At 53.4% G+C, this 15,738-nt stretch carries 17 protein-coding genes; 12 read left to right on the top strand and 5 right to left on the bottom strand.

Going from position 1 to position 15,738, the window contains the following annotated elements; all coding sequences use genetic code 11:
• Window positions 1-3 precede the first annotated feature (3 nt).
• The 9 genes from rlmH to lipA all read left to right on the top strand — a co-directional run bounded on the left by rlmH (window position 4) and on the right by lipA (window position 9,526).
• Entirely contained in the window at window positions 4-471 is a 468-nt protein-coding gene (gene rlmH / locus KGP25_RS06480; RefSeq protein WP_003858701.1) for a 23S rRNA (pseudouridine(1915)-N(3))-methyltransferase RlmH, read from the top strand.
• Between the two features lie 28 nt (window positions 472-499).
• Entirely contained in the window at window positions 500-2,401 is a 1,902-nt protein-coding gene (mrdA, locus tag KGP25_RS06475; protein WP_008501038.1) for a peptidoglycan DD-transpeptidase MrdA, read from the top strand.
• A gap of 2 nt (window positions 2,402-2,403) precedes the next feature.
• Window positions 2,404-3,516 carry a peptidoglycan glycosyltransferase MrdB gene (mrdB, locus tag KGP25_RS06470; protein WP_008501037.1) on the top strand — a complete coding sequence of 371 codons (1,113 nt, stop codon included), beginning with the start codon at window positions 2,404-2,406 and terminating at the stop codon, window positions 3,514-3,516.
• Window positions 3,517-3,532: 16 nt separating this feature from the next.
• Window positions 3,533-4,651 (top strand): endolytic peptidoglycan transglycosylase RlpA, encoded by a 1,119-nt coding sequence (rlpA, locus tag KGP25_RS06465; RefSeq protein WP_223540144.1) that lies wholly within the window; start codon window positions 3,533-3,535, stop codon window positions 4,649-4,651.
• A gap of 139 nt (window positions 4,652-4,790) precedes the next feature.
• Entirely contained in the window at window positions 4,791-6,002 is a 1,212-nt protein-coding gene (dacA, locus tag KGP25_RS06460; protein ID WP_223540143.1) for a D-alanyl-D-alanine carboxypeptidase DacA, read from the top strand.
• 106 nt (window positions 6,003-6,108) lie between these two features.
• Complete coding sequence (ybeD, locus tag KGP25_RS06455) at window positions 6,109-6,372, top strand: DUF493 family protein YbeD (RefSeq protein WP_003858718.1); 264 nt, start codon at window positions 6,109-6,111, stop codon at window positions 6,370-6,372.
• 94 nt (window positions 6,373-6,466) lie between these two features.
• Window positions 6,467-7,108, top strand: coding sequence for a lipoyl(octanoyl) transferase LipB (lipB, locus tag KGP25_RS06450; RefSeq protein ID WP_045909592.1), 642 nt, complete (start codon window positions 6,467-6,469; stop codon window positions 7,106-7,108).
• A gap of 291 nt (window positions 7,109-7,399) precedes the next feature.
• Window positions 7,400-8,353 carry a YbeF family transcriptional regulator gene (locus tag KGP25_RS06445; RefSeq protein ID WP_045909593.1) on the top strand — a complete coding sequence of 318 codons (954 nt, stop codon included), beginning with the start codon at window positions 7,400-7,402 and terminating at the stop codon, window positions 8,351-8,353.
• A gap of 207 nt (window positions 8,354-8,560) precedes the next feature.
• Window positions 8,561-9,526, top strand: coding sequence for a lipoyl synthase (gene lipA, locus KGP25_RS06440; RefSeq protein WP_013097595.1), 966 nt, complete (start codon window positions 8,561-8,563; stop codon window positions 9,524-9,526).
• Window positions 9,527-9,607: 81 nt separating this feature from the next.
• Here the strand turns inward: lipA and tatE are convergent, their stop codons facing one another.
• Complete coding sequence (gene tatE, locus KGP25_RS06435) at window positions 9,608-9,811, bottom strand: twin-arginine translocase subunit TatE (RefSeq protein WP_023310742.1); 204 nt, start codon at window positions 9,809-9,811, stop codon at window positions 9,608-9,610.
• Window positions 9,812-9,936: 125 nt separating this feature from the next.
• Window positions 9,937-10,725 (bottom strand): deaminated glutathione amidase, encoded by a 789-nt coding sequence (locus tag KGP25_RS06430; protein WP_045909594.1) that lies wholly within the window; start codon window positions 10,723-10,725, stop codon window positions 9,937-9,939.
• A gap of 67 nt (window positions 10,726-10,792) precedes the next feature.
• Between KGP25_RS06430 and crcB the strand changes: the two genes are divergently transcribed.
• On the top strand, window positions 10,793-11,176 hold the full coding sequence (crcB, locus tag KGP25_RS06425) for a fluoride efflux transporter CrcB (RefSeq protein WP_024907010.1): 384 nt from the start codon (window positions 10,793-10,795) through the stop codon (window positions 11,174-11,176).
• Between the two features lie 219 nt (window positions 11,177-11,395).
• Here the strand turns inward: crcB and cspE are convergent, their stop codons facing one another.
• Complete coding sequence (cspE, locus tag KGP25_RS06420; RefSeq protein ID WP_002439184.1) at window positions 11,396-11,605, bottom strand: transcription antiterminator/RNA stability regulator CspE; 210 nt, start codon at window positions 11,603-11,605, stop codon at window positions 11,396-11,398.
• A gap of 190 nt (window positions 11,606-11,795) precedes the next feature.
• The gene (gene pagP / locus KGP25_RS06415; protein ID WP_080347338.1) at window positions 11,796-12,413 is read right to left on the bottom strand and encodes a lipid IV(A) palmitoyltransferase PagP; all 618 of its coding nucleotides are present in this window, start codon (window positions 12,411-12,413) and stop codon (window positions 11,796-11,798) included.
• 395 nt (window positions 12,414-12,808) lie between these two features.
• Here pagP and dcuC point away from each other — a divergent pair, with 395 nt between their 5' ends.
• Entirely contained in the window at window positions 12,809-14,176 is a 1,368-nt protein-coding gene (dcuC, locus tag KGP25_RS06410) for an anaerobic C4-dicarboxylate transporter DcuC (protein ID WP_048026951.1), read from the top strand.
• Between the two features lie 94 nt (window positions 14,177-14,270).
• A complete protein-coding gene (rna, locus tag KGP25_RS06405) occupies window positions 14,271-15,080 on the top strand; it encodes a ribonuclease I (RefSeq protein ID WP_048026950.1) in 810 nt (269 codons plus the stop codon).
• Here the strand turns inward: rna and KGP25_RS06400 are convergent.
• Complete coding sequence (locus KGP25_RS06400) at window positions 15,074-15,691, bottom strand: flavin reductase family protein (protein WP_048226075.1); 618 nt, start codon at window positions 15,689-15,691, stop codon at window positions 15,074-15,076. The two genes, rna and KGP25_RS06400, sit on opposite strands and share 7 nt — an antisense overlap.
• Window positions 15,692-15,738 lie beyond the last annotated feature (47 nt).

Here is a 15,738-nt window from a genome sequence, read left to right as displayed (position 1 = left end):
TGCGTGAAGTTGCAGCTGGTCGCCGTCGGCACCAAAATGCCGGACTGGGTACAAACCGGTTTTACTGAATATCTGCGTCGTTTTCCAAAAGACATGCCGTTCGAACTGGTGGAAATTCCCGCCGGTAAGCGCGGCAAGAACGCCGATATCAAACGTATTCTCGATAAAGAGGGTGAACTGATGCTGGCTGCCGCAGGCAAGAACCGCATCGTCACCCTCGATATTCCAGGAAAACCCTGGGATACGCCGCAGCTGGCGCACGAACTGGAGCGCTGGAAGCAGGATGGTCGTGACGTCAGTCTGTTGATTGGCGGGCCTGAAGGGTTATCCCCTGCCTGCAAAGCGGCAGCAGAACAAAGTTGGTCCCTCTCCGCGCTGACGCTTCCCCACCCGCTCGTTCGGGTACTGGTGGCAGAAAGCCTGTATCGCGCGTGGAGCATTACTACCAACCACCCCTATCACCGCGAGTAATGACTGACCAGGGTAGATTAAGCAGCGGATGAAACTACAGAATTCTTTTCGCGACTATACGGCTGAGTCCGCGCTGTTTGTGCGCCGGGCGCTGGTCGCCTTCACCGGGATTTTGCTGCTTACCGGCGTGCTGATCGCCAACCTTTATAATCTGCAAATTGTCCGCTTTACCGATTACCAGACGCGTTCCAACGAAAACCGTATCAAGCTGGTACCTATCGCACCCAGCCGCGGCATTATTTACGATCGTAACGGCACCCCGCTGGCGTTAAACCGCACCATCTATCAAATCGAGATGATGCCGGAAAAAGTCGATAATGTTCAGGATACGCTGGAAGCGCTGAAAAGCGTTGTTGACCTTAACGACGACGATATCGCTGCCTTTAAAAAAGAACGCGCCCGCTCACACCGATTCACCTCCATTCCGGTTAAAACCAACCTGACGGAAGTCCAGGTGGCCCGCTTTGCGGTGAACCAGTACCGTTTCCCCGGCGTGGAAGTAAAAGGTTACAAGCGTCGCTACTACCCCTACGGCTCCGCGCTGACGCATGTGATTGGCTACGTCTCCAAGATTAACGACAAAGACGTCGACCGCCTCGATAAAGACGGCAAGCTGGCGAACTACGCCGCAACGCATGATATCGGTAAGCTGGGCATTGAACGCTACTACGAAGATGTCCTGCACGGGCAAACCGGCTATGAAGAAGTTGAGGTTAACAACCGTGGCCGCGTGATTCGCCAGCTTAAAGAGGTACCGCCGCAGGCGGGGCATGACGTCTATCTGACCCTCGACCTTAAGCTGCAGCAGTATATTGAAACCCTGCTGGCGGGGAGTCGTGCAGCCGTTGTGGTCACCGATCCTCGAACCGGCGGCATCCTGGCGATGGTGTCAATGCCAAGCTATGACCCGAACCTGTTTGTTGACGGCATTTCCAGTAAAGACTACTCCGGTCTGCTGAATGACCCCAACACGCCGCTGGTGAACCGCGCGACGCAAGGGGTTTACCCACCGGCATCAACGGTTAAACCGTACGTGGCGGTCTCTGCACTGAGTGCTGGCGTCATCAACCGCAATACCAGCCTGTTTGACCCGGGCTGGTGGCAGCTGCCGGGTTCAGATAAGCGCTATCGCGACTGGAAAAAATGGGGTCACGGTCATCTGAACGTCACCAAATCGCTGGAGGAGTCTGCGGATACCTTCTTCTATCAGGTGGCCTATGACATGGGGATCGACCGCCTGTCAGAGTGGATGAGCAAATTCGGCTACGGACACTACACTGGCGTTGACCTTGCGGAAGAACGCTCCGGCAACATGCCGACGCGCGAATGGAAGTTGAAGCGCTTTAAAAAGCCGTGGTATCAGGGCGATACCATTCCGGTGGGTATCGGCCAGGGCTACTGGACGGCAACGCCGCTTCAGATGAACAAAGCCATGATGATCCTCATCAATGACGGCGTGGTGAAAGTGCCGCATCTGCTGCAGAGTACGGTTGAAGACGGCAAAAAAGTGCCGTGGAACCAGCCGCACGAAGCCCCGGTGGGTGACATTCATTCCGGCTTCTGGGAAATCGCTAAAGACGGTATGTACGGCGTGGCAAACCGCCCGAACGGTACCGCACATAAGTATTTCGCCGGGACGCCGTACAAAGTGGCGGCGAAGTCCGGTACTGCGCAGGTATTTGGCCTGAAAGCCAACGAAACCTATAACGCGCACCGCATTGCCGAACGTCTGCGTGACCATAAGCTGATGACGGCGTTTGCCCCTTATGACAACCCGCAGGTCGCGGTGGCAATGATTCTGGAGAACGGCGGTGCCGGGCCTGCAGTAGGGACCATCATGCGCCAGATCCTTGACCACATCATGCTGGGTGATAACAACACCGAACTGCCGGCTGAAAACCCGGCCGCCGCTGCGGCGGAGGACCAATAATCATGACGGATAATCCAAATAAAAAATCGCTGTGGGACAAAATCCACATCGACCCAGCCATGCTGCTGATCCTGCTGGCTCTGCTGGTTTACAGTGCGCTGGTTATCTGGAGCGCCAGCGGCCAGGACATCGGGATGATGGAGCGCAAAATCGGCCAGATCGCCATGGGCCTGATCATTATGGTGGTGATGGCGCAGATCCCGCCACGTGTCTACGAAGGTTGGGCGCCCTACCTCTACATCTTCTGTATTATTTTGCTGGTTGCGGTCGATGCATTTGGCGCCATTTCAAAAGGGGCGCAGCGCTGGCTGGATTTGGGTATTGTCCGCTTCCAGCCCTCGGAGATTGCCAAAATCGCCGTCCCACTGATGGTGGCACGCTTTATCAACCGCGACGTCTGTCCGCCGTCGCTGAAGAATACCGCTATCGCGCTGGTGCTGATTTTCCTGCCAACGCTGCTGGTTGCGGCACAGCCTGACCTCGGCACCTCAATCCTTATCGCGCTCTCAGGTCTGTTTGTCCTCTTCCTGTCGGGCCTGAGCTGGCGCCTGATTGGCATCGCGGTGGTGCTGATAGCGGCGTTCATCCCTATTCTCTGGTTCTTCCTGATGCATGATTACCAGCGCCAGCGCGTCATGATGCTGCTCGATCCGGAAACCGATCCGCTAGGCGCGGGCTATCATATTATTCAGTCCAAGATTGCGATTGGCTCCGGCGGCCTGCGCGGGAAAGGCTGGCTGCACGGTACGCAGTCGCAGCTGGAATTTTTACCGGAACGCCACACCGACTTTATCTTTGCGGTACTCGCGGAAGAGCTGGGGCTGGTGGGCATCTTAATACTCCTGGCGCTATACGTTCTGCTGATCATGCGGGGATTGTGGATTGCAGCACGCGCGCAAACGACCTTTGGTCGCGTCATGGCTGGCGGGTTGATGCTGATTTTATTCGTTTATGTCTTCGTAAATATTGGTATGGTGAGTGGTATTCTGCCGGTGGTAGGCGTACCGCTGCCGCTGGTGAGTTACGGGGGCTCGGCACTGATCGTGTTGATGGCCGGGTTTGGTATCGTGATGTCGATCCATACCCACAGAAAAATGTTGTCAAAAAGCGTATAAAAATAAGGGGATCGGAATGCGTAAGCAGTGGCTGGGGATCTGCATTGCGGCAAGTTTACTTGCGGCCTGCACAAGTGATGATGGTCAGCAACAGGCAACCGTCGCGCCGCCGCAGCCTGCGGTGTGTAATGGCCCAATCGTTGAAATCAGCGGTGCCGATCCCGTTTATGAACCGCTGAATGCCAGTGCCAATCAGGATTACGAGCGCGACGGCAAAAGCTATAAAATTGTTCAGGATCCTTCCCGTTTCAGTCAGGCGGGCTTTGCCGCCATTTACGATGCCGAGCCAGGCAGTAACCTGACGGCCTCCGGGGAGACGTTCGACCCGATGCAGCTGACGGCGGCACACCCAACGCTGCCGATCCCGAGCTACGCCCGTATCACCAACCTGGCAAACGGCCGTATGATTGTCGTGCGTATCAACGACCGCGGCCCGTACGGAAATGACCGGGTGATCTCCCTGTCTCGCGCGTCAGCCGATCGTCTGAATACCTCGAACAACACCAAAGTCCGTATTGACCCAATTATCGTGGCACAGGATGGTTCGCTGTCCGGGCCAGGTACCGCGTGTACGACGGTGGCGAAACAGACCTATGCCCTGCCCGACCGCCCAAATCTTGACGGCGGAATGGGCAGCGTCTCTTCTCCGGCCGAGCCTGCTCAGCCGGGGGGAGAAATACGCCCAATCAGCAATGACACGCTGCAAAGCGACGATTCAACGGGCGCACCGGTAAAGAGTAGCGGCTTTCTTGGTGCACCGACGACCTTAGCCTCGGGCGTGCTGGAAGGCAGTGAGCCTACCCCAGCCCCAGCCCCCGCTCCCGTTGCTGCGCCAGCGACCCAGTCGGCTCCCGTAACGGCGTCCGCGGCCACGCAAAGTGCAGCGGTGACGGCTCCAACAGCGGCCAGCGGCAGCTGTGTGGTTCAGGTCGGCGCAGTGAGCGATCAGGCCCGGGCCAAACAGTATCAACAGCGTCTGAGCCAGCAGTTTGGCGTACCAGGACGCGTTGAGCAGAACGGTGCGGTCTGGCGCATTCAGATGGGGCCGTTTGCCAGCAAATCGCAGGCAGCCTCCCTGCAGCAGCGTCTGCAGAATGAAGCTCAGCTTCAGTCATTTATCGCTGTTGCGAAATAATTAACCGGCGGTATCCGAATTGTCAGTTTGTGTAAAACACATTCACAAACTCATGCTTAAAGTCGGATGCCTGCCTGAATAGCATTTGCTATAGTAAGGCACTTTTTTTAATTCCATCACGGATGTCGTAGTTCTGACCATGAAGACCACTTTTTCTGCTTGTTTTGTGCAGCGCATGGCGCTGACCACGGCCCTTTGCGCGGCTGCGCTCTCTGCAGCTCACGCCGATGACCTGAATATCAAGACCATGATCCCTGGCGTTCCGCAAATCGACGCGGAGTCCTACATCCTGATCGATTACAACTCTGGCAAAGTGCTGGCAGAACAGAATGCCGATGCCCGCCGTGACCCGGCCAGCCTGACCAAAATGATGACCAGCTACGTTATCGGCCAGGCGATGAAGGCAGGTAAATTCAAAGAAACGGATCTGGTCACCATCGGTAACGATGCGTGGGCGACCGGGAACCCGGTCTTTAAAGGTTCCTCTCTGATGTTCCTGAAACCGGGTATGCAGGTTCCTGTTTCCCAGCTGATTCGCGGTATCAACCTGCAGTCAGGTAACGATGCCTGCGTGGCGATGGCCGATTTCGCCGCCGGTAGCCAGGATGCCTTCGTGGGCCTGATGAACAGCTACGTGAACGCGCTGGGTCTGAAAAACAGCCATTTCCAGACCGTACACGGCCTGGACGCAGACGGTCAGTACAGCTCCGCACGTGATATGGCGCTGATTGGTCAGGCGCTGATCCGCGATGTCCCTAATGAGTACTCTATCTATAAAGAGAAAGAGTTCACCTTCAACGGTATCCGTCAGACCAACCGTAACGGCCTGCTGTGGGATAACAGCCTGAACGTTGACGGCATCAAAACCGGTCACACCGACAAAGCGGGCTACAACCTGGTCGCCTCCGCCACTGAAGGCCAGATGCGTCTGATCTCTGCCGTGATGGGGGGGCGCACCTTTAAAGGCCGTGAAACAGAAAGCAAGAAGCTGCTGACCTGGGGCTTCCGTTTCTTCGAAACCGTGAATCCACTGAAAGCAGGCAAAGAGTTTGCGTCTGAACCCGTCTGGTTCGGCGACAACGACCGTGCTTCTCTCGGCGTTGATAAAGACCTCTACCTGACCATTCCGCGCGGTCGTATGAAGGATCTGAAAGCCAGCTACGTACTGAACAGCACCGAGCTGCACGCTCCGCTGCAGAAAAACCAGGTTGTGGGTACCATCAACTTCCAGCTGGATGGTAAAACGATCGATCAGCGTCCGCTGGTGGTCCTGCAAGAAATTCCTGAAGGCAATTTCTTCGGCAAAATCATTGATTACATTAAATTGATGTTCCACCACTGGTTTGGTTAAAAATTGAACACTTGAAAGTGTGATTTTGATCCCCATATACTAAGTATCCTGATAACTCCCACCTGACGTGGGAGTTATTATTTTTTGACGTTACGCCGGAGCTGACATGAAAACCAAACTTAACGAACTGCTTGAATTCCCTACCCCATTTACCTACAAAGTAATGGGTCTGGCGAAACCTGAGCTGGTTGATCAGGTGGTTGAAGTGGTACAGCGCCATGCGCCGGGTGACTACTCTCCGTCAGTAAAACCAAGCAGCAAGGGCAACTACCACTCGGTTTCTATTACCATCACTGCGACACACATTGAGCAGGTTGAGACGCTGTACGAAGAGCTCGGCAATATCGAAATCGTTCGTATGGTGCTGTAGTCCCTTTGCGGTTACCCGGTTTGCCGGGTAACCCCTCTCCCCGCTGTGATATACTCCCGCATACCTTTTGTCCCTCGTCTTCGGAGACGCAGTTTTGTATCAGGATAAAATTCTGGTCCGTCACCTCGGGCTGCAACCTTACGAGCCTGTCTCCCAGGCTATGCATGACTTCACCGATTCACGCGATGATACAACCCCCGATGAGATCTGGCTGGTCGAACACCTGCCGGTCTTTACGCAGGGTCAGGCGGGAAAAGCAGAACATTTATTAATGACGGGCGATATCCCGGTTATCCAGAGCGATCGCGGCGGCCAGGTCACGTACCATGGGCCCGGGCAGCAGGTGATGTACGTCCTGCTCAATCTGAAGCGCAGAAAGCTGGGCGTCCGTGAGCTGGTTACCCTACTGGAACAAACCGTCGTCAACACGCTGGCGGAATATGGTATTGATGCGCATCCGCGTGCCGATGCGCCTGGGGTTTACGTTGGGGAAATGAAGATCTGCTCTCTGGGGCTGCGTATTCGTAAAGGTTGCTCATTCCACGGCCTGGCATTGAATATTAATATGGATCTTGCCCCTTTCCAGCGCATAAACCCCTGCGGCTACGCCGGTATGGAAATGACGCAAGTGCGCCAGTGGGTTGAAACCGCTACGCCAGACACTATTCGCCCCGTGCTGTTGAAGAACGTGTTAGCACTACTTAACAATCCCCCGCACGAATATATCCCTGCTTAATATATCCTACAACAGGGCTCGCTAATTTGGCGGGCCACCGTTTATTTACCGTTTTTGCACTTTACAATAATCCACAGATTCTATATTTTCGAAGCGCCCGAATATTACCGCTACATATTATTTAGCCTCCAGCAAGCACGGCAAACACGGCATAAGTAACGTGAGCAATTATCACACAAGTGTTTGCTTTTGATAAACAAGTGAAACAAAACCAACACTTTACGAATCTCTACAAGCATAATAAATAAATTCAACTATCATTCATATTGTGAATGTATACGGAGTGAAAGCGTGGAGTATAATAATTTACCAGCCAAACGACTGAATGAACCTGGTGGCGAAGACAAGCCGCAAATTTTTCGGACTTTACGTAATATTGATCTCAATTTACTGACTATTTTTGAGGCAGTATATGTCCATAAGGGTATCGTTAACGCTGCGAAAATTCTTAATCTCACGCCATCAGCAATTAGCCAGTCCATCCAAAAGCTACGCGCTATATTTCCTGACCCGTTATTTATCCGTAAGGGCCAGGGGGTAACGCCGACGGCCTACGCCACGCATCTCCATGAGTACATCAGCCAGGGGCTGGAGTCGATTCTGGGCGCACTAGATTTAACCGGGAGCTACGATAAGCAAAGAACCATCACCATCGGCTGTTCCCCTTCTGTGGGTGTGCTGGTCATGCCTGCGATCTTCCAGGCCGTGAAAGAGCATGCTCCGCAGCTCCTGCTTCGCAATGTGCCTCTCCATGAACCTGACGTTCAGCTTGCCCAGTTCCAGACGGACCTGATTATTGAAAGCGGCAGCTTCAGCGCCAGAGCGCTGGGGCAAAATGTGCTTTATACGGACAACCTGGTACTGGTTTGCCGGCAGCAGCATCCGGTTCTCAGCGAACCGCTGACCCTCGAAAACCTGCGCAACTACGACCACTCGTCTTTTATGACCGAAGGGCAATCTAACCATGCCCTTCGTCAGCGTATTGATGAAATTTTCCCGGAACGTCAGATCAGCTTCAGCAGTTACAATATGTTCACCACCGCCTCTCTGATCGGCAGCAGCGATATGCTGTGCGTGATGCCATCACGCCTGTATAACCTGCTCCGGAAATGCTGGCCGCTGGACAGCATTCCCCTCAGTCAGCTTAATGCGGAATCAGTTGAAATTTCACTGCATTACAACAAGCTGAGTTTGCGCGATCCGGTCCTGGAAAACGTCATCCGCATTATCCGTCAGGCCTTCTGACAGGTTGAGCCAGCATAAGCCCCTGTGACAGGCAGGGCAAAAGGCACAAAACAACAACTATTTTACAAATTGGCGATCTGGCAGGCTGCTTTAACGACCGTTTCAATGATATACTGCCTGTCGTTCATTCAAAAATAGTTGATAAATACAACATTCCCTTGAATTGAAACGCTTTCCTTCGATATTCGCAACTGGAACACGCACGCTATGAGTAAACCCATTGTGATGGAACGCGGTGTTAAATACCGCGATGCCGATAAAATGGCCCTTATCCCGGTTAAAAACGTGGCTACAGAGCGCGAGGCGCTGTTAAGAAAACCGGAATGGATGAAAATCAAACTTCCGGCCGACTCTTCGCGTATCCAGGGGATCAAAGCGGCGATGCGCAAGAATGGCCTTCACTCCGTTTGTGAAGAAGCCTCTTGTCCGAACCTTGCTGAATGTTTCAATCACGGTACCGCGACGTTTATGATTCTGGGTGCGATCTGTACCCGCCGCTGCCCGTTCTGCGATGTTGCTCATGGCCGTCCGGTCGCACCTGATGCTAACGAACCTCAGAAGCTGGCGCAGACCATCGCCGACATGGCGCTGCGCTATGTGGTTATCACGTCCGTTGACCGTGACGATCTGCGCGACGGCGGAGCGCAGCACTTCGCTGACTGTATTACGGCCATTCGCGAGAAAAGCCCAAACATCAAAATCGAGACGCTGGTGCCTGACTTCCGCGGCCGTATGGACCGCGCGCTGGATATCCTGACCGCGACGCCACCGGATGTGTTTAACCACAACCTTGAGAACGTGCCGCGTCTCTATCGTCAGGTGCGCCCGGGCGCTGACTATAACTGGTCTCTGAAACTGCTGGAACGCTTCAAAGAAGCGCATCCGCATATTCCGACCAAGTCAGGCCTGATGGTGGGTCTGGGTGAAACTAACGATGAAATCATCGAGGTGATGCGCGATCTTCGCCGCCACGGTGTGACCATGCTGACCCTGGGCCAGTATCTGCAGCCAAGCCGTCACCACCTGCCGGTACAGCGCTACGTGAGCCCGGACGAGTTTGATGAAATGAAAGCCGAAGCGATGGCGATGGGCTTCACCCACGCAGCCTGCGGCCCATTCGTTCGCTCCTCATACCATGCCGATATGCAGGCTAAAGGCGAAGAAGTTAAATAAAGCTGTAATATTCATTTACAGTAATACAAAAAAACCGGCCTCATGAGCCGGTTTTTTTTCGCAAGCCCTCAGGCGTTGCTGTCACTCTTTGTGAGAAAGCTTATCTGCCGGGACGTCATCCTCAGCGCTTTTCTTCGCGGCTGCATCATCGTCGTTCATCGCTTTCTTAAAGCCTTTGATGGCAGCCCCCAGGTCACCACCCAGCGTGCGTAACTTCTTGGTACCAAACAGCAGGACGACCAGTGCGGCAACCACCAGCAGTTTGGTAATACTAATCTCACCCATAGATACCTTCTTTACTTAAAACAGGCTGCATTCAGCGCCAAAACCTGACTGTATTAACGGTCATTTAGCGCGTGCACACAATAGCAATCTGTAACAAGGTGAATCAAGCATTGTTGAAAAAAACATCACAATAATTGCGGTGGCGCAAACCGACGGTTGCGAAGAACAGGTAATTGCTGACGTGCAAGCGCAATTCTGTCTATGTTTATCTCCGCCACCAGTAAATCCGGCGCTTCCGCAGCGGCGGCAATCGTCACACCCAGCGGATCGACCACCCTGCTTTGCCCGATGTTTTTCGTGCCGCACTCTCCTGCAGCAACGACATAGCAGGTGGTATCCAGCGCGCGTGCCGCCAGCAGCGTTGCCCAGTGGTGCTCTTTTAACGGTCCTTTGACCCACGCGGCAGGGAGTACCAGTACGTCCGCCCCTTGCAGCGCCAGATGGAGCGCCAGCTCCGGAAAACGCAGGTCATAGCACGTCATCAGCCCAATCTTGAATCCGTCAATCTCCAGAAGCGGTGGGATACTGTCTCCGGGGTCAACGCGCCGCGATTCCTGAATGCTGAACGCATCATAGAGATGGAGCTTGGCGTAACGTGCGACAATGGCTCCGCCGCGAATCGCCACCAGCGTATTCACTGCACGGCCCGGCGTGGAGGGAACATGGATCGTTAAGATCGTCGTCATCGTATTGCCCATGCTCTGGGCGAGCAGTTGCTGCAAGAACTCGCCGTCCAGCGGTTGCGCAGACTTCACCGATAAATCCGGGTCGTTATCATCCCTGGCCAGCAGCGCCTCAGGAAGCACCAGCAGCGACGCGCCTTTCTGCCGGGCCTGCATCATCAGGTTGACGCATGTTATCGCGTTCGCCTGCCAGTCTGGCGTGACCGCAAATTGCCCTACCGCAACATACATATTTGTCCCCTCATCATAAACGGCGTTAAACTCGCTTCTCTTACACATCAAATAGCAGGTATTTAGCGTGTTACAACTACTTTTAGCCGTTTTTATTGGTGGGGGAACGGGTAGCGTTGCGCGATGGTTTCTGAGTATGCGGTTTAACCCGCTGCATCAGGCGATTCCCATGGGGACACTGGCTGCAAACCTGATTGGTGCCTTTATCATTGGCATGGGGCTGGCCTGGTTTAATCGAATGACACACATTGACCCAATGTGGAAAGTCCTGATTACCACCGGATTCTGCGGCGGATTAACCACCTTTTCGACGTTCTCTGCGGAAGTGGTGTTTCTCTTTCAGGAAGGCCGTATCGGCTGGGCGCTGGCGAATATCGCAATTAACATGCTCGGCTCGTTTGCGATGACGGGGATCGCATTTTGGCTCTTTTCCTCCGCAAGCACGCATTAACAGACGGACCGTTAATGTTGGCTTAATTTTTCTCTGTCACTCTGAGTGCAGTACTGAACGAGGGTGACAGAATGAAACAGAGTCTGATGAGCGCAGGCATGGTGTTGTTGAGCGTGCTGATCGTTGCAAGCTTCCTGAAAATGTATCTGCTTGGCTGATTCAAAACGAAAAAAACCCGCTCAGTGAGCGGGTTTTGAAATTCTTGCTGACGCGTCTGAATTACAGAGCGATTACGTTAGCAGCAGAAGGGCCTTTGGCACCGTTAGTGATTTCGAACTCTACACGCTGACCTTCAGCCAGAGTTTTGAAACCATTAGACTGGATTGCAGAGAAGTGTACGAACACGTCTTTGCTGCCATCTTCAGGAGTAATGAAACCGAATCCTTTGGACTCATTAAACCACTTAACGTTACCTTTAATCTTAGACATCAAAATTACCTTTACATTAAAAAACGACACAAATGCTGTGTCGGTTACCAGTACATCAATTGTGAGACCTTTTGTCCAGCGGATCTTTGATAAAAAGTGACTAAAGTCGCGTTAATTTTCACTGGCCGATTTTTATCGTTTATGAATCAACGCCTGCACGTTTTTTCACCAGACTGTGACGTTTTTTCAGTTAAAACTGAAAACGCATCCAGGCGAAGTAGACGTTGCCGTTGTTATACGTGCCCGGAATGTAGGTCATCTGGAACGTTGCGGGACCGTAGCCGATAGAAGCCAAAGGCAGCAGCACCGGGATCGGAATGTAGTTCCAGTTGTCACGCGCGGTGACCCCCGCGGTATAGCCCAACCCAACATGGAAGTTCTCGTCGGCTAGCGGGCGCCAGGTTTTCTCCCAGCCGTAGCCTCCAATCGGCTCCCATTTATTAAAGGAATCTTTAAAGGCCATCAGATAGATGCCATGCCAGTTTCCCTTTTCATCCCAGCGCGACTGACCAAAACCGGCGCCCCACGGACGCTCGTTGTATTTATCGGTCTTCTCTTTGTCATATGCAAAACGCGCATGCCACGTTATTGCCGGAACATAGAGATCATAATGTTCCGGCGACGTCCAGGTCTGGGAGACATTATCCGTAAAGGTTGAGAACCATCCTTTATCCGTCGCGTTGCCCTCTGCCTGTGCAACAGAAGAAAACGTTAACTGCCCAAAAATAAACAATAAAATTGAGAAAAATGTATTACGTACGATCACAATGCAATTACCATTCTTAGTATTCGAGGCAAAGTTTACCATAAAATAGTTGAATCAAAGCTTAACGGCATCAGCGTTATTCCTAATTATTTGGCCTTTTTCCGGGAATATTCTTAATAAAACCGGACAGCAAGGTCGAATAAGCACATACAGGGTGGGTCTTTAGCCTGTTTCACCTTCTTTATCAGCAACATGCCGCATTATACAAAATATTAACAATCTGTTATCATTGTAAGGACATATTGCGCTATTTCTGACGGTCAAGACCCGCATGGCATAAATGTATGAGCCATGGCAAAAACACGGTTGTTCTGCTCTCTAGTCGTCTGTTTATTGATTTTAATCAGCAAGAACAGGCCATTTATTCGGCACATTTTCATCCTTCTTTTTTTTATTGATTTTTTGTGCTCCATAGCAGCAGAGATACAGGGGAAATCATGCTTACGTTATTCGAGCTCCTTATTGGAGTCGTCGTCATTGTCGGTGTCGCACGCTACATCATTAAAGGCTACTCGGCCACGGGCGTATTATTTGTTGGCGGTTTAACGCTGCTGATTATCAGCGCACTGATGGGGCATCAGGTGTTGCCTGCCAGCGCAACCAGCACCGGTTACACCGCCACCGATATTGTGGAATATATTAAAATATTGCTCATGAGCCGCGGCGGTGACCTGGGCATGATGATCATGATGCTGTGCGGTTTTGCGGCCTACATGACTCATATCGGCGCCAACGACATGGTCGTTAAGCTTGCCTCCAAACCCCTGCAATACATCAACTCGCCGTATCTGCTGATGGTCGCCGCCTATTTTCTCGCCTGCCTGATGTCACTGGCCGTTTCGTCGGCTACCGGACTTGGCGTACTGCTGATGGCCACGCTGTTCCCGGTCATGGTGAACGTCGGTATCAGCCGCGGCGCGGCAGCAGCCATTTGCGCGTCTCCGGCTGCGATTATTCTCTCTCCGACCTCCGGCGACGTCGTGCTGGCGGCAAAGGCTGCGGAGATGTCGCTCATCGACTTCGCCTTTAAAACCACGCTGCCGATCTCCATTGTTGCCATAGTGGGCATGGGTATCGCGCATTTCTTCTGGCAGCGCTATCTCGATAAGAAAGAAAACATCAGCCATGAAATGATGGACGTGAGTGAAATCACCACCACCGCTCCCGCGTTTTATGCCATTCTGCCCTTCACGCCGATTATTGGGGTGCTGATTTTTGACGGCAAATGGGGCCCGCAGCTGCACATTATCACCATTCTGGTGATCTGCATGCTGCTGGCTGCCGTGCTGGAATTTGTGCGTGGTTTTAACACGCAAAAGGTGTTCTCGGGTCTGGAAGTTGCCTATCGCGGCATGGCGGATGCCTTCGCTGGCGTAGTGATGCTGCTGGTGGCAGCGGGCGTTTTTGCCCAGGGTTTGAGCACCATCGGCTTTATCCAGAGCCTGATCTCTATCGCCACCTCGTTCGGATCGGCCAGTATTATCCTGATGCTGGTCCTGGTGGTACTCACCATGCTGGCGGCGATGACCACCGGTTCCGGTAATGCGCCTTTCTACGCTTTCGTTGAGATGATCCCGAAACTGGCTCACTCCTCCGGTATTAACCCGGCCTATCTCTCCATTCCCATGCTGCAGGCCTCAAACCTGGGCCGTACCATCTCCCCGGTATCAGGCGTAGTGGTCGCCGTTGCCGGGATGGCAAAAATCTCCCCATTCGAAGTGGTAAAACGCACCTCCGTACCCGTTCTGGTTGGGCTGATTATCGTAATTATCGCCACGGAGGTGCTGGTTCCCGGCGCAGCCTAACCTAAATTAGGGATATCCAGAAAGCGCCTGCGGGCGCTTTTTGTGCTTTAATAACCCCCAGAAATTAATCACGCTCATTCGATCAGGAAATCATATGTTCAGGAAGGATATTGTTATCCCGTCCGGCGCAATCGCGCTTGCACTCTGTGTCTTCTCCACACAGGCAGAACCGCTCAAGGCAACCCAGTATGGCGATTTCGATCGCTATGTGCTGGCTCTGTCCTGGCAAACCGGGTTTTGCCAGAGCATGGTCGAGCGCAACCGCAATGAACCTGACGAATGTCGTCTGCAAAAAGAGCGCGAAAATAAAGCCGATTTTCTGACCGTTCACGGGTTATGGCCCGGCCTGCCGAAATCCATTGCCGCACGCGGGGTAGATGAGCGTCGCTGGATGCGTTTTGGTTGCGCCACGCGCCCCATTCCGAACATGCCGGAAGTGAAGGCCAGCCGCAAATGCGAAGCCGCCGAAACCGGGCTGTCGCTTTCCGCTGCCGCAAAGCTCAACGACGTGATGCCGGGCGCGGGCGGTAACTCCTGCCTGGAGCGTTACGAATACGCTAAACACGGCGTCTGCTTTGGTTTCGATCCCGATGCCTATTTCGGCACGATGGTGCGGATGAATCAGGAAATTAAAAACAGTGCGGTCGGTAAATTCCTCGCCGGTCACTACGGGAAAACCGTCACTCGCAGCGATTTTGACAGTGCCGTGGCCAGGAGCTGGGGCAACGAGAACGTCAAAGCGTTCAAGCTGACCTGCAGCGGCAACCCGGCTTATCTGACCGAGATGCAGATTTCGCTGAAGGCAGACACCATTAACAACCCGCTTTCTGCGACCTCATTTGCCCCGCAGCCACATCCGGGTAACTGCGGTAAACAATTTATGATTGATAAAGCCGGCTACTGATCCACCGTTGGGCGCACCATATCAAACCGGTTTTCATCGCTGATGCCATAGTACGCCGTCGGCCCACCCGCACGCAGGATGGGCTGCGCTTTCGCCGTCTGGTATATCCCCTCTTCCAGCAGCGTTTCGGCAATATGGATACCGACCACTTCCCCCAGCACCAGCCACGTGTCTACCGGCGTACCGTCAGCCCCCGTCAACTGAATGCACTGCGACAGGCGACACTCAAAATTCACCGGGCTTTCTGCAACGCGAGGGGCGTTCACCAGCTGGCTGGCCGCTGGCGTGAGCCCGGCAAAGCTAAATTCATCCCGGTCGTGGGGAAGCATCGCGGAGGTTTGATTCATCGCCTGGGCAAGATCGCGCGTTGCCAGATTCCAGACAAACTCTTTTGTCTCAGTAATATTACGCACGCTGTCCTTCCAGCCGTTGCTGGAAAAGCCGATGATCGGTGGGCGATAGTTAAAGCAGTTAAAGAAGCTGTACGGTGCGAGATTCAGCTGACCGGCCTTATCGCATGAGGAGATCCAGCCTATCGGACGCGGACCAATAATGGCGTTCAGCGGGTCATGCGGCAGGCCGTGTCCCTGAGACGGTTGATAGAAGTACATAATTCTCTCTCGTTGGCGGGCAACGCCCGGATTCATGACACTCAGCG

Source organism: Enterobacter sp. JBIWA003 (assembly GCF_019968825.1).
In the GTDB taxonomy this organism is placed as follows: Bacteria; Pseudomonadota; Gammaproteobacteria; order Enterobacterales; family Enterobacteriaceae; genus Enterobacter; species Enterobacter quasiroggenkampii.
Note: the sequence above shows the minus strand (reverse complement) of the source record. Positions and strands in the feature narration are given on the sequence as shown.

Excerpts from the sequence above, each read along its gene's own strand:
- dacA (WP_223540143.1), top strand. The coding sequence starts at position 4,791 with ATGAAGACCACTTTTTCTGCTTGTTTTGTGCAGCGCATGGCGCTGACC.
- KGP25_RS06430 (WP_045909594.1), bottom strand. The coding sequence starts at position 10,725 with ATGTATGTTGCGGTAGGGCAATTTGCGGTCACGCCAGACTGGCAGGCG.
- pagP (WP_080347338.1), bottom strand. The coding sequence starts at position 12,413 with ATGGTAAACTTTGCCTCGAATACTAAGAATGGTAATTGCATTGTGATC.
- lipA (WP_013097595.1), top strand. The coding sequence starts at position 8,561 with ATGAGTAAACCCATTGTGATGGAACGCGGTGTTAAATACCGCGATGCC.
- mrdB (WP_008501037.1), top strand. The coding sequence starts at position 2,404 with ATGACGGATAATCCAAATAAAAAATCGCTGTGGGACAAAATCCACATC.
- ybeD (WP_003858718.1), top strand. The coding sequence starts at position 6,109 with ATGAAAACCAAACTTAACGAACTGCTTGAATTCCCTACCCCATTTACC.
- KGP25_RS06400 (WP_048226075.1), bottom strand. The coding sequence starts at position 15,691 with ATGTACTTCTATCAACCGTCTCAGGGACACGGCCTGCCGCATGACCCG.
- tatE (WP_023310742.1), bottom strand. The coding sequence starts at position 9,811 with ATGGGTGAGATTAGTATTACCAAACTGCTGGTGGTTGCCGCACTGGTC.
- mrdA (WP_008501038.1), top strand. The coding sequence starts at position 500 with ATGAAACTACAGAATTCTTTTCGCGACTATACGGCTGAGTCCGCGCTG.
- cspE (WP_002439184.1), bottom strand. The coding sequence starts at position 11,605 with ATGTCTAAGATTAAAGGTAACGTTAAGTGGTTTAATGAGTCCAAAGGA.
- rlpA (WP_223540144.1), top strand. The coding sequence starts at position 3,533 with ATGCGTAAGCAGTGGCTGGGGATCTGCATTGCGGCAAGTTTACTTGCG.
- dcuC (WP_048026951.1), top strand. The coding sequence starts at position 12,809 with ATGCTTACGTTATTCGAGCTCCTTATTGGAGTCGTCGTCATTGTCGGT.
- rna (WP_048026950.1), top strand. The coding sequence starts at position 14,271 with ATGTTCAGGAAGGATATTGTTATCCCGTCCGGCGCAATCGCGCTTGCA.